Origin of the sequence: Pseudaeromonas paramecii (genome assembly GCF_039540575.1) — a bacterium.
Taxonomy (GTDB): domain Bacteria; phylum Pseudomonadota; class Gammaproteobacteria; order Enterobacterales; family Aeromonadaceae; genus Pseudaeromonas; species Pseudaeromonas paramecii.
The window spans coordinates 37,832-59,363 of the sequence record NZ_BAABFC010000016.1 but is presented as its reverse complement, the minus strand read 5'-3'; the positions used below and the strand labels follow the sequence as shown (position 1 = coordinate 59,363).

At 62.5% G+C, this 21,532-nt stretch carries 18 protein-coding genes and 1 tRNA gene; 7 read left to right on the top strand and 12 right to left on the bottom strand.

From position 1 onward, the window contains the following. Positions 1–163 precede the first annotated feature (163 nt). On the top strand, positions 164–1,828 hold the full coding sequence (locus tag ABD847_RS12480) for a flagellar assembly protein A (protein WP_345013489.1): 1,665 nt from the start codon (positions 164–166) through the stop codon (positions 1,826–1,828). Between the two features lie 73 nt (positions 1,829–1,901). On the opposite strand, the gene ABD847_RS12475 is transcribed toward ABD847_RS12480, so the two are convergent. Genes ABD847_RS12475 through rsxA form a run of 7 tightly spaced genes read right to left on the bottom strand, consistent with a single transcriptional unit; the run spans position 1,902 to position 7,020 of the window. Continuing rightward, positions 1,902–2,162, bottom strand: a complete 261-nt coding sequence (locus ABD847_RS12475; RefSeq protein ID WP_345013486.1) for an RnfH family protein — start codon at positions 2,160–2,162, stop codon at positions 1,902–1,904. Continuing rightward, on the bottom strand, positions 2,159–2,851 hold the full coding sequence (locus ABD847_RS12470) for an electron transport complex subunit E (protein ID WP_345013484.1): 693 nt from the start codon (positions 2,849–2,851) through the stop codon (positions 2,159–2,161). Before ABD847_RS12470 ends, ABD847_RS12475 begins: the two co-directional genes overlap by 4 nt. 2 nt (positions 2,852–2,853) lie before the next feature. Beyond that, entirely contained in the window at positions 2,854–3,474 is a 621-nt protein-coding gene (gene rsxG, locus ABD847_RS12465) for an electron transport complex subunit RsxG (protein WP_345013482.1), read from the bottom strand. Beyond that, entirely contained in the window at positions 3,471–4,451 is a 981-nt protein-coding gene (locus ABD847_RS12460; RefSeq protein WP_345013480.1) for an RnfABCDGE type electron transport complex subunit D, read from the bottom strand. The genes rsxG and ABD847_RS12460 overlap by 4 nt, the downstream gene beginning before the upstream one ends. Continuing rightward, on the bottom strand, positions 4,448–5,902 hold the full coding sequence (gene rsxC, locus ABD847_RS12455; RefSeq protein ID WP_345013478.1) for an electron transport complex subunit RsxC: 1,455 nt from the start codon (positions 5,900–5,902) through the stop codon (positions 4,448–4,450). Before rsxC ends, ABD847_RS12460 begins: the two co-directional genes overlap by 4 nt. After that, positions 5,895–6,431 carry an RnfABCDGE type electron transport complex subunit B gene (locus ABD847_RS12450; protein WP_345013476.1) on the bottom strand — a complete coding sequence of 179 codons (537 nt, stop codon included), beginning with the start codon at positions 6,429–6,431 and terminating at the stop codon, positions 5,895–5,897. Before ABD847_RS12450 ends, rsxC begins: the two co-directional genes overlap by 8 nt. A 13-nt stretch (positions 6,432–6,444) precedes the next feature. Then, the gene (rsxA, locus tag ABD847_RS12445; protein WP_345013474.1) at positions 6,445–7,020 is read right to left on the bottom strand and encodes an electron transport complex subunit RsxA; all 576 of its coding nucleotides are present in this window, start codon (positions 7,018–7,020) and stop codon (positions 6,445–6,447) included. A gap of 314 nt (positions 7,021–7,334) precedes the next feature. Here rsxA and nifL point away from each other — a divergent pair, with 314 nt between their 5' ends. Continuing rightward, positions 7,335–8,837 (top strand): nitrogen fixation negative regulator NifL, encoded by a 1,503-nt coding sequence (gene nifL / locus ABD847_RS12440; RefSeq protein WP_345013472.1) that lies wholly within the window; start codon positions 7,335–7,337, stop codon positions 8,835–8,837. Next, positions 8,834–10,417, top strand: a complete 1,584-nt coding sequence (nifA, locus tag ABD847_RS12435) for a nif-specific transcriptional activator NifA (protein WP_345013470.1) — start codon at positions 8,834–8,836, stop codon at positions 10,415–10,417. Before nifL ends, nifA begins: the two co-directional genes overlap by 4 nt. A 74-nt stretch (positions 10,418–10,491) precedes the next feature. On the opposite strand, the gene mscK is transcribed toward nifA, so the two are convergent. Next, positions 10,492–13,857, bottom strand: a complete 3,366-nt coding sequence (gene mscK / locus ABD847_RS12430; RefSeq protein ID WP_345013468.1) for a mechanosensitive channel MscK — start codon at positions 13,855–13,857, stop codon at positions 10,492–10,494. Positions 13,858–14,030: 173 nt separating this feature from the next. After that, positions 14,031–15,443 carry a pyruvate kinase PykF gene (gene pykF, locus ABD847_RS12425; protein WP_345013466.1) on the bottom strand — a complete coding sequence of 471 codons (1,413 nt, stop codon included), beginning with the start codon at positions 15,441–15,443 and terminating at the stop codon, positions 14,031–14,033. Positions 15,444–15,922: 479 nt separating this feature from the next. Here pykF and nifB point away from each other — a divergent pair, with 479 nt between their 5' ends. From nifB to ABD847_RS12410, 3 genes are read left to right on the top strand one after another with little or no spacing between them, the layout of a single operon-like run. Beyond that, positions 15,923–17,344 carry a nitrogenase cofactor biosynthesis protein NifB gene (gene nifB, locus ABD847_RS12420; RefSeq protein WP_345013464.1) on the top strand — a complete coding sequence of 474 codons (1,422 nt, stop codon included), beginning with the start codon at positions 15,923–15,925 and terminating at the stop codon, positions 17,342–17,344. Then, a complete protein-coding gene (locus tag ABD847_RS12415; RefSeq protein ID WP_345013462.1) occupies positions 17,344–17,859 on the top strand; it encodes a nitrogen fixation protein NifQ in 516 nt (171 codons plus the stop codon). Before nifB ends, ABD847_RS12415 begins: the two co-directional genes overlap by 1 nt. A 47-nt stretch (positions 17,860–17,906) precedes the next feature. Beyond that, positions 17,907–18,974 carry a GGDEF domain-containing protein gene (locus tag ABD847_RS12410; RefSeq protein WP_345013460.1) on the top strand — a complete coding sequence of 356 codons (1,068 nt, stop codon included), beginning with the start codon at positions 17,907–17,909 and terminating at the stop codon, positions 18,972–18,974. 14 nt (positions 18,975–18,988) lie between these two features. Here ABD847_RS12410 and ABD847_RS12405 read toward each other — a convergent pair whose 3' ends face one another. The 3 genes from ABD847_RS12405 to ABD847_RS12395 all read right to left on the bottom strand — a co-directional run bounded on the left by ABD847_RS12405 (position 18,989) and on the right by ABD847_RS12395 (position 20,381). Next, positions 18,989–19,468 (bottom strand): hypothetical protein, encoded by a 480-nt coding sequence (locus ABD847_RS12405; RefSeq protein WP_345013458.1) that lies wholly within the window; start codon positions 19,466–19,468, stop codon positions 18,989–18,991. 442 nt (positions 19,469–19,910) lie between these two features. Further along, positions 19,911–19,987 (bottom strand) — tRNA-Pro (locus ABD847_RS12400). Positions 19,988–20,228: 241 nt separating this feature from the next. Beyond that, positions 20,229–20,381, bottom strand: a complete 153-nt coding sequence (locus tag ABD847_RS12395) for a hypothetical protein (protein ID WP_345013456.1) — start codon at positions 20,379–20,381, stop codon at positions 20,229–20,231. 240 nt (positions 20,382–20,621) lie between these two features. Between ABD847_RS12395 and ABD847_RS12390 the strand changes: the two genes are divergently transcribed. After that, positions 20,622–21,503 (top strand): 6-carboxytetrahydropterin synthase, encoded by an 882-nt coding sequence (locus ABD847_RS12390; RefSeq protein WP_345013454.1) that lies wholly within the window; start codon positions 20,622–20,624, stop codon positions 21,501–21,503. Positions 21,504–21,532: the final 29 nt, after the last annotated feature.

Here is a 21,532-nt window from a genome sequence, read left to right as displayed (position 1 = left end):
GATTGGCGCCGATGGTGCGTGGCGGGCTGTGATCCTGACGACATAACCGCTGCAAAGCCGCCGCCCTGGTGCGGGGCGGACTCGGTAAGGCTTGTTGTCAGGCGGCGTTTCCTGTTAATTATCTGGTAATTAAGCAGTACCTCAGCCAGTTCAGGAGTCGCCCATGCCCGCCGTGGATCTGTTTGCCGTCTCGTCAGATCGGCAGTTCGTCCTGCTCAAGGCGCGTCCCATTCGTGAGGCCGTCGACGAGGCGCGCCTGCGTCAACTGCTCGCCGAGTCCCCTTATCGCCTCTACAAGGTGAATGACGCCGGTATACGTGAGGCAGTCGAGGCGCTTAACGAGACCCTGACTCATCCCGATTGCAAGGCCGCTCTGGGCAGCTCCAAGATAGTGCTGGCCCAGCGGCTCGATGCCCAGCTCACCATAGAGGTGGCCGAAGATCGCATGAGCGCCGAGGCGACCCTGGTGGCGGCCTTTGGTGGCCGCAGTCTGAGCCGGGCCGATCTGGAACACGCGATCCAGGAGGCCGGCATCTGCCGCGGGGTGGATGAGACTGTGCTGGACAGCCTGGTGACCACCCTGGCCAAGGCGCCGCCGGGCAAACGCATCAACTGGTTGCTGGCCCAGGGGCGCGAACCCGTCAAGGGGCAGGATACCCGCTTCATTCCCAAGGTGGCCACCAGTCGGGCCATGATGCCCCAGCAGGTGGAAGGCAGTGCCGACCGGGTGGATCTGCGCAACCTGGGGGCCATCACCACGGTCACGGTCGGTCAGGTGCTGATGGTGCGGCAGCCCTTCACCCAGGGGACGCCCGGTTTTTTGGTGACCGGCGAGGAGCTGCCTGCCGAGCCGGGCAAGGATGCCCAGTTCAGTCCCGGCAAGGGCACGCAGATCAACCCCGATAACCCCAATCAGCTGTTGGCCACCCAGGAAGGCATGCCCATCGCTCAGGACAGGGGCATGCAGGTGGATGAGGTGCTGGTGATCAAGGTGGTGGATGCCCGCTACGGCCATGTGAACTTCACCGGCAGCGTGGTGATCAGCGGCAACGTCTGCGAAGGTATGCAGGTCAAGGCCGGTGGGGACATCAATGTGGCAGGCTTCGTGGAGTCCGCCAGCCTGGAGGCCGGTGGCGACATAGTGGTGGGCCGCGGCATCATAGGGCATCAGCAGACGGGAGTTGGCCAGAGCTGCTCCTGTGTGGTGCGGGCGCTGGGTAACATAGGTGCCAAGTTTGTCCAGTATGCCCAGCTGAGTTCCGACAAGGACGTGCTGGTGGAGAGCCAGATGCTGCACAGCCAGGTGACGGCCCTGGGCTCGGTGCGGGTGCTGGATCCCGGTGGTCGCAAGGGCACCCTGGTGGGCGGTCGCATCCAGGCCGGCGAGCAGATCGAGGCGGCCATCCTGGGGGCCCAGGCCGACAACAGCACAGAGCTGGTGATTGAGGGCATCTTCGGCGCCTTGAAGAAACAGCAAAAGGGCATTCAGATGCAGCTGGTCAATACCCAGGATGTGATCAAGCAGGTGGAGGAGGCCCACAGCAAGCTGGTGCTGATGCCCGCCAGCCCCAAGAAGGAGGAGCTGATGGTGAAGCTCACCGCCACCCTGGAGCATCATCAGGCCCAGCTGGCCGAACACGAGGTACGCTTGGCGGGCAACAAGTCGCAGCAGGAGACCTTCCTGGCTGAGGCGCGCATCCTGGCCCGGCAGAAACTCTTCAGCGGCTTGCGTTTGGAGATCGCCGGCAAGAAGCTCACCACGTTGCGCGATGGCGGCCCTAGCCTCATCCAGTGCATCGATGGCAAGCTGGAGATCAATCCGCTCTAAGTTAACGGCTGCGTCTACATAAAAAACACCGGAGGCCTTGGCCTCCGGTGTCGTTTAGGTGCGCTGAGGGGGGTTACTCTTCGTCCTCATCGTCTTCACCGGCCACCCGGGACACCGGCAGGTAGATTTCCACCCGATCCCCTTCCTTGAGTTGTGTATCTGGGGTGCACAGCTTGCCGAAGATGCCGACGCGGTGCACCGTGGGATCCAGGTCCGGGAAGCGTCCCAGCAGCGGGGAGGCCAGTAGCGCCTCGCCGGCGGTCACCGGGGCGGGCAAGTCAAGCTGGAACCAGGCGCCCAGGTTGCCTCGGGCATGAGCCACACTCACTTTCATAGATGACATCCTCCAACGGCATCGGCCTGCGCCGGGGCGGCGGGGACGGCGTCTTTCTGCCGCAACCGGCTGCCTAAACGGATGGCGCTTAGGATCAGGCCAAACATGACAAATCCCCCCGGCGGCAGCAACATGAGCAAGAAGCCGGAATAACCGGGCAATATGGTCAGCTCCATGAAGGTGAAGTGAGGGCCCAGCAGCTGGCTGGCGCCGGCAAACAGGGTGCCGCTGCCCAACACCTCACGACAGCCACCCACCACCACCAGACCCAATGTGAAGCCCAGACCCATGAACAGGCCATCCACGGCGGCGGCCAGGGGCGGATGCTTGGTGGCAAAGGACTCGGCGCGGCCCAGGATGGCGCAGTTCACTACGATGAGGGAGATGAACAGCCCCAGCACCTTGTGCAGCTCATGCAGCCAGGCGTTCATGGCCATGTCCACCAGGGTCACCAGAGAGGCGATCACCAGGGTAAAGATGGGGATGCGCACCTGCGGCGGCACTATCTGGCGGATGCAGGAGATCAGCACGTTGGAGCACATCAGCACCAGTGCCGTGATGAGGCCCATGCCCAGCCCGTTGGTGGCGCTGGTGGTCACCGCCATCAGGGGACACATGGCCAGCATCTGGGTGAAGATGACGTTGTTGCGCCACAGGCCGTCGCGCATCAGATTGAGATAGAAATTCATGGCTACTCCTTGCTGTCCAGCAATTCGGCACTGTGCTTGGCAAACAGCGCCAGGGTTTCATGCACGCCCTTGACCACGGCCCTGGGAGTGATGGTGGCGCCGGTGAAACCGTCGAATTGGCCGCCGTCCTTCTTCACATGCCAGCCTTGCTCATCCGGGTTACCCAGCGAAAGGCCGGCAAAACCCAGGATCCAGTCGCTCTTGTTGGTCTGGATCTTGTCCCCCAGCCCGGGGGTCTCGGTGTGGCTGAGCACCCGCACGCCGGTCAGCACGCCGTGGGCATCGATGCCCAGCAGCAGGCGTATGGTGCCGCCATAACCCTGGGTCTCGGCAAACAGTGCCAAGGCGGTCACCTGACCGGCCTTGCGGGCGCGGAAGCCGCTGAGCGTCTGGCCGTCCAGGGTCAGGTTGAAGGGCTCCTTGCTGGGGGCCGTGTCATACAGCTCGGCGGGGATCACCTGATCCAGCAGCTTCTGGGTGTCCTCCTGGGTGCGCAGACTGATCAGGGGGTCCGTCAGCCGGGCCCCCAGGGCCACCAGCACACACACCAGCAGGGCAAAGCCCCCCAGCAACAGGCCCATGAAGTGGGGTTTTTGCTTCCAATCCAGGGTGGTGGTGCTCATGCCTGCTCCTCCTTGCGAACCTTGTGGCCGTAGATGGTGGGACGGGTGAAGTGGTCAATCAGCGGCGTGGCCCCGTTCATGATGAGCACCGCAAAGGCCACCCCTTCGGGAAAGTTACCGAAGGTCCGGATGATGAACACCAGAAAACCCAGCCCGGCGCCGAACCACAGCTTGCCGCGGTTGCTGGTGGGGCTGGTGACGGGATCCGTGGCGATGAAGAAGGCCCCCAGCAGCAGGCCGCCGCCGGTGAGCTGGCTGATGGGATCCGGCAGCAGTACCGGGTTGATGAGCCACAGCAAGGTGGCAGGCACCAGGGCGCCCAGCAGGGTGGCCGCCGGCACATGCCAGCTGAATACCTGTTGCCAGATGAGCCAGAGGCCGCCCAACACCAGCAGCAAGGCAGAGGTTTCCCCCAGACTGCCCCGGGCGGTGCCCAGCCATTGTCCTACCTGATCCACGCTCAGGTGGCCGCTCTCCTTGAAGCCCCCCAGCAGGGTGGCGCCGGAGTGGCCATCCACCCCGGCGGTATACCAGTGGCCGTCGTAGAAGGCCGCCGGATCCACCCAGTGGGTCATCTGTACCGGAAAGGCGATGAGCAGCACCACCCGGGCCAGCATGGCGGGGTTGAAGGGGTTCTGCCCCAGGCCGCCATAGATCTGCTTGCCGAACAGGATGGCAATGGCGGTACCCAGGGCGCCCAGCCACAGGGGCAGGTGCGGCGGCAGGCTCATGGCCAGCAGTAGGGCGGTGAGCAGGGCGGCGCCGTCGTTGACGCGGCCTTCGGCTTGCGGGTTGAGCTTGCGGCACAGGCCTTCACACAGCACGGCGGTGAGCAGGCAGGTGATGAGCAGCAGCAGGGCGGGCACGCCAAACTGCAACACCCCCAGCAAGGCCGCCGGCAGCAGGGCGAGTATCACCTTGAACATCAGGGTGGGGATGCTGATCCCCTCGTGGGCATGGGGAGCACGTAGTGTCATGAGGCCTCCTGGGTTGAACGACGAGAAGTCCGACGGCCTTCGCCACGACCTTCGCCGCGGGCGGGTTTGGCGGCCTTGGCGGCGGCGCGCTCAGCGGCTTCTTGAGCCAGACGAGCTCGGCGGGCCTCGCCGGCGGCGCGGGTGGCCTCAGCCTTCTGCTTGGCCAGCCGCTCCCGGTTGAGCTGTTGCTTGCCCCAGTCGAAGTAGTCGGTCAGTGGGATGGCCGCCGGGCAAACATAGGCACAGGAGCCGCACAGCAGGCAGTCCGACAGGCCGCATTCGCTGGCCTTATCCAGCTTGTCGTTGCGGATGTCGGCCGCCAGTTGCAAGGGAGTCAGGTGCATGGGGCAGGCGGCCACACAGCGACCGCAGCGCACACAGGCGCTGGCGTGGCGGCGGGGCAGCTCGGACTCGGTGAGCAGCAAGATGCCGGAGGTGCCCTTGGTGACCGGGGCGTGCAGATCCTCCACCGCCCGGCCCATCATGGGGCCGCCAAACACCATGCGGGCCGGCGTGCTCTTGAGGCCGCCGCACTGGTTGATGATCTCGGACAAGGGCATGCCGATGGGTACCAGCACGTTGCCGGGCTGTTCGATGGCCTCGCCGGTCACCGTCAACACCCTGTGGGTGAGGGGGCGGCCGAAGCGCAGGGCGTTGAACACGGCGATGCAGGTGGCCACGTTGTTCACCAGTATGCCCATCTCGGCGGAGAGTTTGCCGCTGGGCACCTCCCGGCCGCACAGGGCCTGGATCAGCTGTTTCTCCGAACCCATGGGGTAGAGGGCCGGCAGGGCGACCACCTCCATGGCCGGCTCGTCGGCACACAGGGCATCCATGTGGCCCAGGGCCTCGGGCTTGTTCTCCTCGATGCCGATAAACACCGCGGTGGCGCCCGTGATGTGCATCAGGTAGCGGATGCCCCCCAGGATCTGCTCGCCCTGCTCCTGCATCAGACGATCGTCACAGGTCAGGTAGGGTTCACACTCGCTGCCGTTGATGATCAGGGTGTCGATGGGGTGCTTGAGGGCCAGACGCAGCTTGTCGGCGGTGGGGAACATGGCGCCCCCCATGCCGACGATGCCGGCGGCCTCGATGAGATCCATCATGGCCATGGGGTCCAGCAGGCTGGCATCCCGATGCAGCGGTGCCACCTGCGCTTGTTCTTCACTGACCTTCAGGTGGATGTGGCTGCCGTCGATGGCGGTGATGGTGCCGGCCAGCGGGGCATGGATGGGCACCGAGAAGCGCCCATTCCCCCGGGCCAGCAGCTGCTCGGCGTTGACCTCGTCACCCACCTTCACCACCGGCAGGGCCGGGGCGCCGGCATGCTGCTTGAGGGCCAGGATCAGCCGCCGTGGCCGCTCCAGGGTGCGAATATGCTGCTGAGCGGTCAGCTGCTTGTGACTGTCGGGATGTATGCCCCCCTGGGGCCGGATCTGGGCCTTAAGCATGGCGGACTCCTTGGGTGCCGGGCTTGGGTGCGGCAAGGGCGAACAGGGGATCGTCGTAGAGGCGGATGCCACTGTGGGGGCAGGCGGACAGGCACTGACCGCAGCCGGTGCAGGCGTCCGGGATCACCCCGTGCAGCTGGCGGGTGGCGCCGACGATGGCATCAAAGGGACACTGCTTGAAGCAGCGGCCGCAGCCGTCGCAGGCACTCTCGTCTATGGTGGCCAGCTGGGGCAGCTTCTGGCTGCTGGCATCCAGGCTCACCCCCAGCAGGGCGGCCAACTGCTTGGCCAGCGCCTGACCACCGGGTGGGCAGCAGGTGGGTGGGGCCTCGCCTCGGGCCATGGCCTCGGCGGCCTGGGCACAGCCCGGGTAGCCGCACTGACCGCACTGGCCGTTGGGCAGCAGGGCGCCTATCTGTTCGGCCAGGGGGTCTCCCTCCACCTTGAGGTACTGGGCGGCCAGTCCCAGGGCATAACCCACCACGGCGGCGAGCAGTGGCAGGGCCAGCAGGGCAATAAACGTCATCATGGTCTCCTCCTTGTCAGGCCAGACCGGCGAAGCCGGCAAAGGCCATGGCCAGGATGCCGGCGGTAATGAAGCTGATGGGGGCCCCTTCAAACAGCCCCGGCAGCTTGCTTTGGGCGATACGCTCCCGCAGCCCGGCGAACAGCACTATCACCAGGGTGAAACCCAGGGCCGAGCTGAGGCCGTAGATCAGGCTCTCCAGAAAGGTCAGCCGCTCCTGCACCGTCAAGAGGGTGACCCCCAGCACGGCGCAGTTGGTGGTGATGAGCGGCAGGAAGATCCCCAGGGTGCGGTGCAGGGCTGGGCTCTGCTTGGCGACGAACAGCTCGGTGAGCTGTACCAGGGAGGCGATGATCATGATGAAGGCCAGCAAGCGCAGGTACTCCAGCCCCAGAGGTTCGAGCAGCAGGTGTTCGGTGAGCCAGCCGACGCAGGCGGACATGGTCAGCACGAAGGTGGTGGCCATGCCCATCCCCAAGGCGGACTCCACCTTGTTGGAGACCCCCATGAAGGGGCACAGTCCCAGGAAGCGGGAGAGGACCACGTTATTGACCAGACTGTTGGCCAGGATCATCAGTAGCAGTTCTTTCATGGCAAAGCCCATTGGGTGGTTAGGTCCCCACGGGCGTTGCGAAAGCCGTGCCATGGTGCGTTGGCGTGCCGTCAAGCCCCACTTTGGTGCGTCTGGCCGCCCTTTTTGGGGGAGATCCGATGTCCGGGTCACTGGCTTTGTCAGAAATGTGCCTTGGGTTGTTCTAAAAGACACACAAAATGAAGGGCAAGTGTCTGACCGTTGGCTTTCGGCTTGGGAATTGCATTTAAGCGGGGCAGCGGAGTGTGTCAGGCCCGCTGGTCTGACAGAGCTCACAAATTGTCGTACAAACCACAGTCTTTCAGGAGCCCGTTATGGAGCTGCAGACCCCCCCCAGCCTGACCGTGTCCAAGCCGGATGCTGCCGTGGCGACCTTGCTGCAAACCCTGCCTGCCGAGCTGTTCTTGGAGGTGGTGGAACAATCCTCCATCGCCATCTCCATCACGGACCCCCACGCCAACATCCTGTATTGCAACCGTGCCCTGTGTGAGCTGACCGGCTACCGCCGCAGCGATCTCACCGGCCGCAATCACAACGTGCTGGCCAGCCAGCAGACCCCCAAGAGCCGCTACCAGGAGATGTGGTCCCAGCTCACCTCGGCCCGCCCCTGGACCGGGCGCCTCATCAATCAGCGCAAGGATGGCAGCGTCTACCTGGCGGAGGTGACCATCACCCCGGTGACTTCCGCCGACGGTGTCATCACCCATTACCTGGGTATGCACAAGGACATCAGTGTGCGCTACGGCCTGGAGCGGCGGGTGCATAACCAGATGGCCATGATAGAGGCGGTGCTCAACGCGGCGCCGTCGGCCATAGTGGTGCTCGACGAACAGCAGCAGGTGATCCTGGATAACCTGGTGTACAAGACATTGCGCACCGATCTTAAGGGCGTGGAACCCTTCGAGGCCCTTGGGCTCGCGGCCGAGCCGGATCATCAGAAGCCCCTGGTGCCCCTCGTCATTCGCGGCCAGACCCGTTGGTACAGCGTGCACAGCCAACTGCTGCATGAGCTGAACGAGGAGGCGGAGCTGTACTTTGTCGAGGGGCGCAAGCGGGCCTGCCGACTGCTCATCATCACGGATCAGACCGAGCGGCGGCAGCAGCAGGAGCAGGGCCGCCTGGCCATGCTGGGGGCTGAGCTGGCCGCCGCCAAGCAGGCGGCGGTGATCCGGGAGGCGCTGGATGCGGCCCTGGTGCAGCTGCAGGCGCCCTTGAACATGCTGCAGGCCGCCCGCCAGCTGGATCCGGTGGCCGACTGCGGCAGTCATACCGTGATGGCCGTTGCTCTGGAGGAGGGAGAGTCCGCCATGCGACGGCTGCAGGCCTGTCAACCGGTGCAGACGGAGGAGCCCCTGGTGCCCCTGAGTGCCCACACTCTGCTGCAGGATCTGCAGGATCTCTGCCTGCCGGGAGTGGGTGGCCATAAGGGGCGGTTGCAGTTTGTCATTCCCGCTGCCGGCGCTTGCCTGCTGGATGGCCAGCGGTTGCGGCTGCTGGCGGCGCTCTCCTTGCTGGTGGAGCGGGGACTGCAACGCACCGAGGCCCTGGCGGACGCCTGGGTGCGGGTGGGGGCCGAGCCGTCGGCCCAGGGCGTGGACTTTTATGTGGAAGACAATGCCCCCGGCATGCCCCAGGGGGCCCATCGTCTGCTGGCCGGCCAGCCCGGCGGTCAGGAAGGCGCCCTGCTGGCGCTCTCCTTGGTGCAGAGTGTCGCCAACGAGCACAGGGGCATGGTGGAGGTCACCAGTGTTAGCGATGGTGCCCACCGGATCACGCTTCATTTACCGTCTTCGCTCAGTGACAGGAGGTTAGCATGAGCAGCTTTTCATCCCGGGTTTCCGTGGTCGAGGGGGCGTTGGGGATGCAGGAGCAACTGGACGCCCTGCATCACATCAGTGTGGTTTTGAGTCGCTCCCTGGATCTGGAGCAGACCCTGAGCGCCATGTTGCAGACCCTGCACGACAAGGTGCACATGCAATATGGCCTGGTGAGCCTGTTTGATCACCATCGCAGCGCCCTGTTCATCCAGGCGATGCACGGCGTGGACGCCGAGGTGATCAAGGACGTCAAGGGGGTGCGCTACCGGGTGGGCGAGGGCATCCTGGGCTCCGTCATGCACCAGGGCCAGTCGTTGGTGATCCCCAGGGTGGCGGACGATCCGCGCTTTTTGGATCGCCTGAACCTGTACGACTACGGCCTGCCGTTTATCTGCGTGCCCATCCCGGGGGTGGAGGGGCAGCCCCTGGGGGTGCTGGCGGCCCAGCCCATGGCCATGTCCGAGCAGGGGCTGCCTGTCTACACCCGCTTCATGGAGATGGTGGCCAACCTCATCGGCCAGTCGGTGCGTCTGGTGGGCCAGGCCCACAAGGAGCAGGAGGCCCTGCGCAGCGAGCGGGACAGCCTGCGCCGCAAGGTGCGCAACCAGTACGGCTTCGACAACATGGTGGGCAAGACCAATGCCATGCGTCAGATCTTCGAGTCCATCCGGCAGGTGTCCAAATGGGACACTACCGTGCTGGTACGCGGGGAGAGCGGTACCGGCAAGGAGCTGATCGCCAACGCCATCCACTATAACTCGCCCCGGGCCAACGGCCCCTTCGTCAAGCTCAACTGTGCCGCCCTGCCGGACTCCTTGCTGGAGAGCGAGCTGTTCGGCCACGAGAAGGGCGCCTTCACCGGGGCGGTGAAGCAGCGCAAGGGCCGCTTCGAGATGGCCGACGGCGGCACCCTGTTCCTGGATGAAATCGGCGAGATCAGCGCCTCGTTCCAGGCCAAGCTGCTGCGTATCCTGCAAGAGGGGGAGATGGAGCGGGTGGGCGGGACCGACACCCTGTCGGTGGATGTGCGCATCGTCGCCGCCACCAACCGCAACCTGGAGGAGGAGGTGCGCCAGGGGCGCTTTCGCGAGGATCTCTACTATCGCCTCAACGTCATGCCCATCAAGCTGCCGCCCTTGCGCGAACGCCTGGAGGACATTCCGGATCTGGCCCGCTTCCTGGTGGAGAAGCTCTCCGCCCGGCAGGGTCGGGAGCTGAAGATCAGCGAAGGGGCGCTGCGCATGCTGCTGGGCCACGACTGGCCGGGCAACGTGCGGGAGCTGGAGAACTGCCTGGAGCGGGCCTCGGTGATCTGCGAGAACGGCCTCATCGACCGCGACGTCATCTTGTTCAACAATCCCGAGCAGCGCGGTGGCCTGGCTCCCAGCCGGCCGGCCCCCAGCTACGCCCCTAACGAGCCGCTCGGCGGCGAGGAGGAGATGGACGAGCGCCAGCGGCTCATCGCCGCCCTGGAAAAATGCGGTTGGGTGCAGGCCAAGGCGGCCCGCCTGCTGGGCATGACGCCGCGGCAGATCGCCTACCGCATCCAGACCATGAACATCAATATGCGCCGCATGTGAGGCGCTCTGTTCTGCCATAAAAAACGGAAGGCCTGGCCTTCCGTTTTGTTATTTGTCACCGGTCACGCGCAGTCCTAGGGCTGCTGACCCGAGGCTGGCGCAGCCGGGGGTAGGGGCTGCGGCTGCCCCTCCACGGCACCACCGGCGGCGGCACCCAGTAGGGTGGGGGAGACGTTCAGCTCTTCGCCGGTGGGCAGGTTCTTGATGAATACGTCCACCTGGTTGAAGGAGATCTCAATGCCGTGCTCCTTGAACAGCTTGTCGATGCGCCGGTTGAGCTCGTCGATGGTAGGGTTGCGATCCCCTAACTCCTGCACATAGAAGCGCAGCTCATGATCCAGGGTGCTGGCCCCAAAGTTGAGGAAGTAAATGATGGGCTCGGGATCCTTCATCACCCGCTCGCTCTCCTGGGCCGCCCGCAGCAACAGCTGGCGCGTCAGATCCAGATCCGAGCCGTAGGCCACACCGACCCGCACTATCACCCGGGTGACGGTATCGGACAGGGACCAGTTGATCAGCCGTTCGGTGACGAACGCCTTGTTGGGGATGATGATCTCCTTGCGGTCAAAGTCGGTAACCGTGGTGGCACGGATACGGATCTTGCTGACGGTGCCGGAGAACTCGCCGAGGGTGATGGTGTCGCCGATCCGCACCGGACGCTCGAACAGTATGATGATGCCGGAGACGAAGTTGGCGAAGATCTCCTGCAAGCCGAAGCCTAAGCCCACCGACAGGGCTGCCACCAGCCATTGCAACTTGCTCCAGTCCATGCCGAGGGCCGACAGACTGCCTAATACACCGATGGCGGTGATGACATAAGAGAGCACCGTTTTCACCGTGTAGGCGGTGCCCTGGGCCAGCTGCAACTTGGCGAGCACCAGCACCTCCAGCAGGCCCGGCAGGTTGCGGGTCATGATGATGGCCACCCCTGCCAGGGTGAGGGCCTTGAGCAGGTCCAGCAGGCTAACCGGCTGCAGCACGGTACTGCCATCCAGGGTCACGCTCTGGTGCCATAGCGGCACCTTGTCCAGGTAGGTGAGGATGGCCACCAGATCGGACCAGAACAGGTAGAGGGCCATGCCGAACAGCACGAACAGGGTGAGGTTCAGCAAGCGGATGGACTGCTGGCTGATGAGCTCCAGCGACATGGGCGGCTCCTCCACCGCCTCGCCGCCATCGGCGTCCTCCTGTTGCTGCTTTTGCTGCTGGCGCCGGCTCAGGGCCCGGCGATAGGCCAGGCGACGAGCCGCCAGGGCCAGGCTGCGCAGCCCGGTCTGATAGACGATGGCCCACAGGGCCAGCAGATAGAAGCTGTTGATCAGGCGGGCGATGAGCTCCAGCGCCGTGTAGTAGTAGCCTGTCACCGTCAGGCCGATCAGGCACAGGGGCACCAGGGCAAACAGCAGACTCCAGCCCACCAGCAGCAGGTTTTGGCCGGTGGCGTTGCGGGTCTTGCCAATGGGCAGCAGCTGGTAGCTGATGATGAACAGCATGATGAGGGTGATGCTGCGGCCCAGCACATCCGTGGCCAGGGTGGAGGGATCCAGCCGGCCTATGCTGGCGATGACGATGAGCGGCAGCAGGGTACGCCACAAGCGGCGCAGGATCTGATGGCGGTTGGCCACCTTGCCGGGATTGCCACCAAAGTGACTGATGGCCACCCCATCGGGTCGGGTGATGCGCAACAGCAGACCGAAGGCCAGGTAGGCCACCGCCATCTGCAGCGCCAGGCGCAGGATGAGCTTGGGTTCGGCCAGCCCGCAATGGGCGGTGAGCAGACCCAGTACCAGGATCAGCAGACCGCCGGGCAGGATGCGCAGCAGGGTCAGCAGCAGGGCCAGGGGGGTGTGCAGGTGGCTGTCCCGCAGCAGGTGCCCCACCTCCTTGTTGAGCTTGCCCAACTTGGTGGTCAGGCGGTTGCGGTGCCATTGCAGCAGGCCGGCCACCAGCAGCAGGGGCAGGCTGAGCAGCCAAAAGGGCAGCCCCTGCTTCCACCAGGTGCTGGGGCTGATCTTGCTCATCAGATCCGTCAGTTGCGCCAAGATGGCGCCAGGCCAACTCTTGACCCAGTTCCAGTCCAACGGCTTGTTGCTGGTGACCCAGAAGATCTGCTGCTGCAGGGTGAACTTGAGTGACTCGTTGATTTGAGTGAGTTGATGTTGGTTTTGCTGCAGGTTGATGGCCAGGCTCAGCTCGTTGCCCAACTGACGGTTAAGCTGTTCCAACATGCTGGTGCGCGCCTCTAGCAACTGAGCCACCACCAAGCGCAAGGTGGGGGCTAGTTCGGGGTCGCTCTGGGCCAACTGTTCATCCAGGTAGCTGTCGGTTTCATACAGGCGGTCTCGTTGCTGGTTGACGTCAAATTGCACCAGGCGCAGATCGGCTATCTGTTCCTCCAGGTTACTGCTGATGTTGGGGTCAATCAGCATCTGCCGCTGCTGGTAGATGATGCGGGAGAGCAGCAGACTGCCTTGCAGTATGGCGATCTGCTCGTTGATGGTCTGCTCGGTCTGGGAGACCCGCTCCAGCCAGCCCTTGACCTTGATATTCTCTTCGGTGAGCCGCTGTATCTCCTCGGTGGAGGCGATGAGCTGGCGGCTGATCTGCAGGTTGAGCTTGCGCTCCTTGCGATACAGGGGATCCTCGGCCACCTTGCTGGCCAGATCCGGCTCCAGCTGATCCAGTGCCTGGGTGCCCAGCGCCAGCCGCTTGTTGTTGATCTGCTGCTGCATCACCTGGGCCTGCACCCCGGCGCGGGCCAGCTGCAGGTTCAGCAGCTCCACCTGCTTGTTCACCAGCTCCAGCATGGCGGTGCGGTTATCTAGCTCCTGCTCACGAAATTTTTGCTGCAGCTCCAGCAGGGCCAGTTCCGTATTGGCGCGTTGGCGGGCCGGGCTGTTGCTCTCCTTGCCCTCACTGGGCCCTCCCACCTGATTTCGCAGCTGCTGATTTCGCTGGTTGATGCGACTGAGTTCCGCCGTGGTACGCTCCGGCAGCCCCTGCAGGGTCACCAGCAGGGCATTGGCGTCATTGAGCTGTTGCTGGGTGGTTTGCATCTGTTGATGCAACTTGTCCAGCTCGCCTTCGAGGTCCGTCAGGTTCATGGCGGCATACTGGTGGGCCAGGCTGTCGGCAGCCGGTTCAGGACCCAGTCGCTTGATCTGGCGCTCCAGCTCTCTGAGCTTGCTGGGCTGGCTGCTCAGGGTGGTTTGCTGTTGCTTGAGCTTGTCTTGCTCCTTGGCGATGGCGTCCAGGTTGGCCAGCACGGCCTTGAGGTCGTCCTGTTCCTTCTGCTGGCTGACGGTGAGGTTGTCCTGCTTGGCCAGGGCGTCCAGCGAGGCTTGTACGCTGCTGGCAGAGGGCAGGCCGGCGGCAGCCAGCAGCCCGGGCAGCAGCAGACACAGACAAAGCAGGGTGCGCAGAAAGCGAGATGGCATCATGGTGGTGTGTATAGTCGGTTGATCAGGGGGGCGTGGCAGCAGTGTATCACGAGCCGGCAGGCAGAGGAGGGGGCTGTTAGCCGCGCTTGGGTCGGAATTTTCGTGGTGGCTTCGGTTTGGCAGAAATAAAAAAACGGCGCCTGATGGCGCCGTTTTTGGAGTCCGAGCCGCGCTTACAGCACGTGTACGGAAGAGGTGTTGGTGGTACCGCTGGGAACCAGGGCGCCGGACACCATCACCACGGTATCACCCTTCTGGGCCAGACCGGATTGCAGGGCCAGTTCCTTACCGCTGCGGTAGAAATCGTCGGTGGAGGCGATTTCTTCAACCAGCATGGGTACCACACCCTTGGACAGCAGCAGTTGCTGGGCAGTCTTGGGGTTGGTGGTCAGGGCCAGGATGAAGGCCTTGGGGAAGTACTTGCGCACGGCCTTGGCGGACTTACCACCCTGGGTGGCAACCACTACCAGCGGAGCAGACAGCTTCTCGGCAGTTTCAACGGCACCCTTGCACACGGCTTCGGTGATGCGCAGCTTGACGCTGTCGTTGGCGGCAGACAGGTTACTGGGCATGACGCCGTCGGTACGGTCACAGATGGTGGCCATGATGGTGACGGCTTCCAGCGGGTACTTACCCTTGGCGGATTCGCCAGACAGCATGACGGCATCGGTACCGTCCAGGATGGCGTTGGCCACGTCACCGGCTTCGGCGCGGGTCGGACGCGGGTTCTTGATCATGGAGTCCAGCATCTGGGTGGCGGTGATAACCACCTTGCGGGCCTTGTTACACTTCTGGATCATCATCTTCTGAGCGAAGATAACTTCTTGTACCGGGATTTCTACACCCAGGTCGCCACGGGCAACCATGATACCGTCAGACACTTCCAGGATTTCGTCGAAGTTGTCCAGGCCTTCCTGGTTTTCGATCTTGGAGATGATTTGGATGTTTTGACCGCCATGGGCGTTCAGGTGCTCACGCATGGTCAGCACGTCTTCCTTCTTACGGATGAAGGAAGCGGCGATGAAGTCAACGCCTTGCTCGCAACCGAACACCAGATCCTTCTTGTCCTTTTCGGACAGGGCCGGCAGTTGGGTCTTGACGTTGGGCAGGTTAACACCCTTGTTCTCACCCAGGGCGCCGTTGTTCAGAACCTTACAGACCACTTCACGCTCGGTCACTTCGATGACTTCCAGACCGATCAGGCCGTCGTCCACCAGCACAGTGTTGCCGATCTTCAGGTCAGCGGCGAAGCCGGGGTAGGTCACAGCCACGCGATCCTTGTTACCTACTACGGTTTGGTCGGTAGTGAAGGTGAAGGTTTGACCGGCTACCAGATCGACGTCGTTACCGCCTTCGAGCTTGATGGTACGGATTTCCGGGCCCTTGGTATCCAGCAGGATGGCGCACTTCTTACCGGTTTCGGCACAGACTTCACGGACGTTCTTGATCCGGGTGCCGTGCTCTTCGTAGTCACCGTGAGAGAAGTTCAGACGCATGACGTTCATGCCAGCGTCCAGCAGCTTAGCCAGCATTTCCTTGGATTCGGTTTTCGGACCGATGGTACAAACGATTTTGGTCTTTTTCATGGACAAAGGTCTCCAAATGAGAAACAAGATTTATGCGAAACTGTAAGCTGGGGCGCATTATACAGAGATTGTTTGAAATTGATCACCGTCGAAACCAGTTTCACGGTTTTATTTTTAAGATTCTTTGAAACATTCCATTACGGGGCATTTACTTTACGTTACCGGTACAAACCCATAACGCCACTGCAACTTTTTACCCGTCTCGCTTCCCTTTTTCTGTATGTCTCTGCCGATGCTTCAGCTATTTTTGTCTCCCATTGCTGTCGAGCGGGCTTTCGCTTGGCGGTGGGGGCGTCTCCCTGGCCGGCCATGTGTGGGGTTTGTCACATTGTTGAGGGGCTTGTCTGACACTTGCGGCCAGCCGGCGGGAGCACTCAAGGCTAATTTCATGAAAATAAAGGAGTAAATCATCTGGCTCTCACTGGTTTGACTCTTGCACCTGCCCAGTCATCGACCCTAAGGGATTAAGGCGGAGTCACATGAAGGCATCGACTGGTATCAATCAAGGCGGCTGCAGCGGCAGCGGCAGCAAGGGGGGCTGCGGATCATCGGCTCGCCCCACTCAGTTCACCCGGGCGCAGGCCGACAAGGTGGCACAGCATCCCTGCTATTCCCCTGGAGCCCATCATAAATATGCCCGCATGCACCTGGCGGTGGCGCCGGCCTGTAACGTGCAATGCAACTATTGCAACCGCAAGTTTGACTGTGCCAACGAGTCCCGCCCCGGTGTGGTGTCCGAGCTGATCTCCCCCCAGGAGGCCATTCGTAAGGCCAAGGCGGTGGCGGCCGCCATCCCGCAGTTATCGGTCATCGGCATCGCCGGCCCTGGCGATCCCTTGGCCAATCTGGGTCGCACCTTCAATACCCTGGAGGGGCTGCGCAGCCAGTTGCCGGATGTGAAGCTGTGTGTCTCCACCAATGGCCTCATGCTGCCCCAGTCGGTGGATCAGTTGGTGGAGCTGGGTGTGGATCATGTCACCGTGACCTTGAATGCCATTGATGCCCGGGTGTCGGAGCAGATCTACGCCTGGGTGGATTATGACGGCGAGCGCTACTACGGCAAAGAAGGGGCCCAGCTGCTCATCGACCAGCAGCTGGAAGGCATCAGCAAGCTCATTGAGCGGGGCGTATTGGTAAAGATCAACTCGGTCTTGATCCCCGGCATCAACGATGTGCACCTGCTGGAAGTCAGCGAGGCGGTGCGGCAGGCCGGTGCCTTCTTGCACAACATAATGCCGCTGATTGCCAAGCCGGAACATGGCACGCACTTTGGCCTGAACGGCCAGCGGGAGCCGCTGGATTACGAACTGACCCAGATCCGTGAGCTGTGTGGTGCCCATATGCCGCAGATGGCCCACTGCCAGCAGTGCCGCGCCGATGCGGTGGGCATGTTGGGTGAGGATCGCAGCCAGGAGTTCAATCTGAACCAGCTGCCGGAGCGCAGCGAGCCGTATCAGACCACCATGCAGCGGCGCACCTTGTTGCAGGCGGCCATCGCCAGTCAGGGGGCCTCTGAGGAAGAAGGCGCCAAGCTGGTGGCCGTCGCCAGCGAGGGGGGCAACCTGGTGGATCTGCACTTTGGTCATGCCAAGCGTTTCCACATCTACAGTGTCAGCTCCGAAGGCGTAGTCCGGGTGGGTGAGCGACTGACGCCCGTGTACTGCCAGGGGCCCGATGAGTGTGACGAAGGCGAAGATCGCTTCGCCCAACTGCTGGGGTTGCTGGAGGACATGGATGCCGTGTTCTGCGCTCGCCTGGGGCTGGAGCCCTGGGAGAAGCTGGAGCAAGCCGGTATTCAGCCGGTGGTGGAGTATGCCTGGCAGCCGGTGCATGAGGCGCTGGCGCAATGGTGGCAACAGCTGCCCAAGCTGGCACAACCTCGGCGCCGCGGGGTGGCCTGATGGACCCGGCCAGGGAGGTGTCGCACTGGCTCCATCATCTGCTGCAGGCCTTCGTGGCGGGGCGGGCGGCCTTGCCGCTGTATATGGGGCTGGATGCCGCCCTGTTTAACCGCCTGTTGGCCAGCGATCCCGCACTGGCCAGCTGGCAGCCGGCGGGGCCTGCCCTCGCCGCCATGCAGCTGCGGGCCGAGTTGCTGGCCATGCGCCAACATGAATGGCAGCAGATCCGGGATCTGCTGCTGGGCCATGCTGCGCCGGGGGCTGCGCCCCTGGCGGAGATCCTGGCCGCCGGGGCCTTGGGTTTTCATCACCTGTGGGAGGATCTGGGGCTGGCATGCAGGCCGGATCTCAAGCGCTTGATGCAAGATTGCTTTCCCAGTCTGGAGCGGCTCAACGTCCAGCAGATGCGCTGGAAGAAGTTCTTCTATCGTCAACTGTGCCAGGCCGGAGGCGAGTATGTTTGCCGCGCCCCCAGCTGTGACGAGTGCCCTGAGCGCGCCGCCTGTTTTGAATAGGGCTCAGCGACTACCATTAGGGTGAACCCTTAGCCCTGGCTGGCTCTATGTCCCACATTCCGCCACCCCTGCCTGATGTCTCCTTGCCGGACCCTGCTGCCGAGGATGAATTGCTGTTTCTGCGGCAGCGATTGCACACCCTAGAGCTGGCCATGGGCATCTTGGAAGAGGGATTTTGGGATTGGGATCTGGCCAGTGGCCGCGTCTGGCGCAGTCCGGGTTTTTACCGCATGTTGGGTTATGCCGCCGAGGCGGTTCCGGATACGCCGGAGGGCTTTTTAAGGCTCATTCACCCCGAGGATAGGGAGCGGGTGGCACGCCTGTTTTCCGAGTTTTTGCAGCGTGGTCAGGGAACCTGCGTGGCGGAGTTTCGCTGCAAACTGGCCGATGGACGCTATCTGTGGGTGGAGGATGAGGCCTTTTGGGTCACCCAGGGGGAGCGTGTTAGCCCCTTGCGGGTCATTGGTAGCCTCAAGGATGTCCACAAGCGCAAGCTGGCCGAGCTGGCGCTAAGGCATAAATCATTCCAGTTGGAGAACCTCAACCTGCAGCTGGAGAACCTGGTGCGTCGGCGAACGCGGGAATTGGAGCGGGCTAATGCCCTGTTACGAACCCAGTTGGCCGAGATCACCCGGTTGTCGACCCATGACAGCCTGACTGAGCTATACAACCGCCGCAAATTCGAGGCGGTGTTGGCCGACGAGCTGGAAAAATCCGGTCAGGGGCTCAAGCCCTTGTGTCTGCTCATCTTCGATATCGATTATTTCAAGCGGATCAATGACCAGTATGGCCATCCGGTGGGGGATCAGGTGCTGGTGGGGCTCGCCCGTTGGGTGACGGCGCGGATGCGGCAAACCGACACCTTCGCCCGCTGGGGGGGCGAGGAGTTTATCCTGCTGCTGCCCCGCACGCGGCGCGAAGAAGCCTGGGGCCTGGCGGAGCGCCTGCGGGAGGGGTTGGCCGCCGAGGCGTTCACCCAGGCGGTTCGCTTGACGGTCAGCATGGGGGTAGCCCAGTTACGGCCGGGGGAGACGGGCGAGAGCTTGATTAGCCGCGCGGATCAGTATCTGTACCAAGCCAAGCTCAGCCGTAATTGCAGTGTCAGTCACCCTTGATGAGCTGGCGTGGATCACGCCGTGACCGTCAGGGCACCACTGATGATGGCGGCACCCTTGCAAAAAGGTAGCAGCCACTCATCCAAATCAAGGGGAAGCCCCTGTTTGTGGCCCTGCCGTTGCGCCTCGAGCAAGAAGACCTCGTAGGCCTCGCAATACTGCTGCCAGATATCCTGGCGAAAATAGTGGGTGTAAAGGGCAACAGCGCAGAGCCCGGCGGCTCGCGTGGCGGCTAACTGGTTGTTGAACTCTTCGCGCTCATTGATGAAGGTCCACTGCACGCCGTCGGGATGATCCCGGGTAGCGAAGAAGGCATCGTCGGCGATCTGCACGGCGGCTAGTGGCTTGGCATCATCGCCGGCGCCGGTACGGCGCAGCTGCTGGGCTAACTCGGCAAAACGTTGGCCAAACAGGGCATTGACCAGTCTGGCATCCTCGGCGCTGGCGCCGTATTTCTCGTAGAGGCTGGCAAGGGCGGGTTTAAACGAAAACATGATCTGTCCCTGAATGCGGATTATGAAATCGGTACCAGAGCTAGTCTAAGGATCCGGTCGGGTAGAGGAAACGATCTCTCTCACAAATATCAAGGGGAGCGGCGGAGGATGAGTCCGAAGCGAAACGAAGCCGTTTCGATTTTCAGACGAAAGTGTCAGTTATGACATCTTGGGTTTTATCCAGCAGACGAGATACCACATATCCCGTAGAATTGATCTGGCTAACGGCGGGTTTTTGCCCAATTTAAGATAGATCTTGTTCTGTCGAATGCTGTGCGTTAGCCAGGGTGGCCATTGGCCACCCTTACTTTTTTATGGGGCGGACGGCGGTCGGGCCTGAATGGTCGATAAGCGATCACAGATGACCCGAGCCATGCCGGTTTCGTCCGGTGCAGAAAACAAAAAAGCCTAGCGAAATCGCTAGGCTTTTCTGAGGGTTATTTGGTCGGCGCGAGAGGATTTGAACCTCCGACCCCTGACACCCCATGACAGTGCGCTACCAGGCTGCGCTACGCGCCGAGAGTTGTTTTCGAGGCCCTTTGTGCCTCTCAACGGGGGCAGAGTTTAGGGATCTGCCCCCAAGGTGTCAACCACTTAACGGCGACATTTGCTCGTTCGCTGAATTAGTGTGCAATCAGCGGTTAAACTGCCATCGCCGGCCCCATTACTCGCTGAGGCTAGCCCCTGGATGGTACAGAATTTGTGCCGCTTGCCCCTATGATGCGACCGGCGGCTACCGCCATTGTCTTGATACGGCGACTCACCGCCATTGATACAAGGGGTTCTGTTTGGTCACTTCATCACCTAGCGGCAACACCTGCCTCAGCGACACCCGATTTGCGTGGGGGCTGGTACCGTCGGTCTTGGCAGCGCGGGATTGGTTGGCCAGCTTAGTGGCCGTGGATCTGGTCATCACCATTCCGGAAGTTGAGGTTTGTCTTGGGCATCCCGCTGCTTGCTGTCGTCACCGGGGCTGCTTCTTGCCGATGCGACCGTCCTTTATGGGAAGATCGGCAGGGAAGATGGTATCTTCGTTGCCGAGCAGGGCATTCTTGATGAGCAGCAGATTCATCAGTTGCCGTTCCTCTTGTTCGGTAGCGGTGCAGGGTATCTAAACCTCTCTGCCTATGACGTAAAGGGTTCAGAAAGAAACATGAAACTATTTGTCCGGGACTTGACCGTGATAGACGCCTCCTACCTGTGCCCGCAACGGGGTCTGGTGGGGGAGAGCTGGCTGGTGGATATCGAGCTAGGCGGCGCGCTCAACGAGATGAGCATGCTGCTGGATTTTTCGCGGGTGAAGAAACAGGTGAAGGCGGTGATCGATGGGGAAGTCGACCATCGTTTGTTGGTGCCTACCGGCCACCCGGCTTGCCAGATCAGCCAAGGCGACGCAGATCGGATCTGGCTGGACTTTGCCAGTGAGCGGGGCAGCCTGCATCTGCATTGTCCGGCACAAGCCTTCTGTCTGTTGCCTGCCCGCCGAGTGGATGAGCAGAGCGTGGGCGCCTATCTGCTGGACCTGCTGACCAAGGTGCTGCCCGGCAACATTGAGGGTCTGGTGCTGACCCTGCGCCCGGAGCAACATGTCAGCCCCTATTACCACTACAGCCACGGCCTGAAGAAACACGATGGCAACTGTCAGCGGATTGCCCATGGCCACAGATCCATGATCGAGATCTGGGTGGATGGCTGCCGGGATGCGGCGCTGGAAGCCCGATGGGCGCAGCGCTGGCAGGACATCTATCTGGGCAGTCAGGAAGATAGGGTGCCGATAGAGACTCTGAACCTGAGCCCTATCGCTTGCCAGCAGATCGGCGGCGAGCACCTCGGCTTTGCCTATGACGCCCCCCAGGGGCACTTCGAGCTGGCCATCCCGGCGGCACATTGCGAGCTGGTGGATACCGATACCACGGTGGAGCTACTGGCCGATTACATTGCCCGTACCCTGCGACCTCAACTATCTGGCAAGGCCTTGCGGGTGGTGGCCTACGAAGGGGTGGGTAAAGGTGCCTACGTGGACTATCCGGCCTAAGTCTCGCAGGACTGCGAGCCGTCTGACTG

Coding starts and splice junctions, on each gene's coding strand:
- ABD847_RS12480 (WP_345013489.1), top strand. CDS start 164: ATGCCCGCCGTGGATCTGTTTGCCGTCTCGTCAGATCGGCAGTTCGTC.
- ABD847_RS12475 (WP_345013486.1), bottom strand. CDS start 2,162: ATGAAAGTGAGTGTGGCTCATGCCCGAGGCAACCTGGGCGCCTGGTTC.
- ABD847_RS12470 (WP_345013484.1), bottom strand. CDS start 2,851: ATGAATTTCTATCTCAATCTGATGCGCGACGGCCTGTGGCGCAACAAC.
- rsxG (WP_345013482.1), bottom strand. CDS start 3,474: ATGAGCACCACCACCCTGGATTGGAAGCAAAAACCCCACTTCATGGGC.
- ABD847_RS12460 (WP_345013480.1), bottom strand. CDS start 4,451: ATGACACTACGTGCTCCCCATGCCCACGAGGGGATCAGCATCCCCACC.
- rsxC (WP_345013478.1), bottom strand. CDS start 5,902: ATGCTTAAGGCCCAGATCCGGCCCCAGGGGGGCATACATCCCGACAGT.
- ABD847_RS12450 (WP_345013476.1), bottom strand. CDS start 6,431: ATGATGACGTTTATTGCCCTGCTGGCCCTGCCACTGCTCGCCGCCGTG.
- rsxA (WP_345013474.1), bottom strand. CDS start 7,020: ATGAAAGAACTGCTACTGATGATCCTGGCCAACAGTCTGGTCAATAAC.
- nifL (WP_345013472.1), top strand. CDS start 7,335: ATGGAGCTGCAGACCCCCCCCAGCCTGACCGTGTCCAAGCCGGATGCT.
- nifA (WP_345013470.1), top strand. CDS start 8,834: ATGAGCAGCTTTTCATCCCGGGTTTCCGTGGTCGAGGGGGCGTTGGGG.
- mscK (WP_345013468.1), bottom strand. CDS start 13,857: ATGATGCCATCTCGCTTTCTGCGCACCCTGCTTTGTCTGTGTCTGCTG.
- pykF (WP_345013466.1), bottom strand. CDS start 15,443: ATGAAAAAGACCAAAATCGTTTGTACCATCGGTCCGAAAACCGAATCC.
- nifB (WP_345013464.1), top strand. CDS start 15,923: ATGAAGGCATCGACTGGTATCAATCAAGGCGGCTGCAGCGGCAGCGGC.
- ABD847_RS12415 (WP_345013462.1), top strand. CDS start 17,344: ATGGACCCGGCCAGGGAGGTGTCGCACTGGCTCCATCATCTGCTGCAG.
- ABD847_RS12410 (WP_345013460.1), top strand. CDS start 17,907: ATGTCCCACATTCCGCCACCCCTGCCTGATGTCTCCTTGCCGGACCCT.
- ABD847_RS12405 (WP_345013458.1), bottom strand. CDS start 19,468: ATGTTTTCGTTTAAACCCGCCCTTGCCAGCCTCTACGAGAAATACGGC.
- ABD847_RS12395 (WP_345013456.1), bottom strand. CDS start 20,381: ATGACCAGATCCACGGCCACTAAGCTGGCCAACCAATCCCGCGCTGCC.
- ABD847_RS12390 (WP_345013454.1), top strand. CDS start 20,622: ATGAAACTATTTGTCCGGGACTTGACCGTGATAGACGCCTCCTACCTG.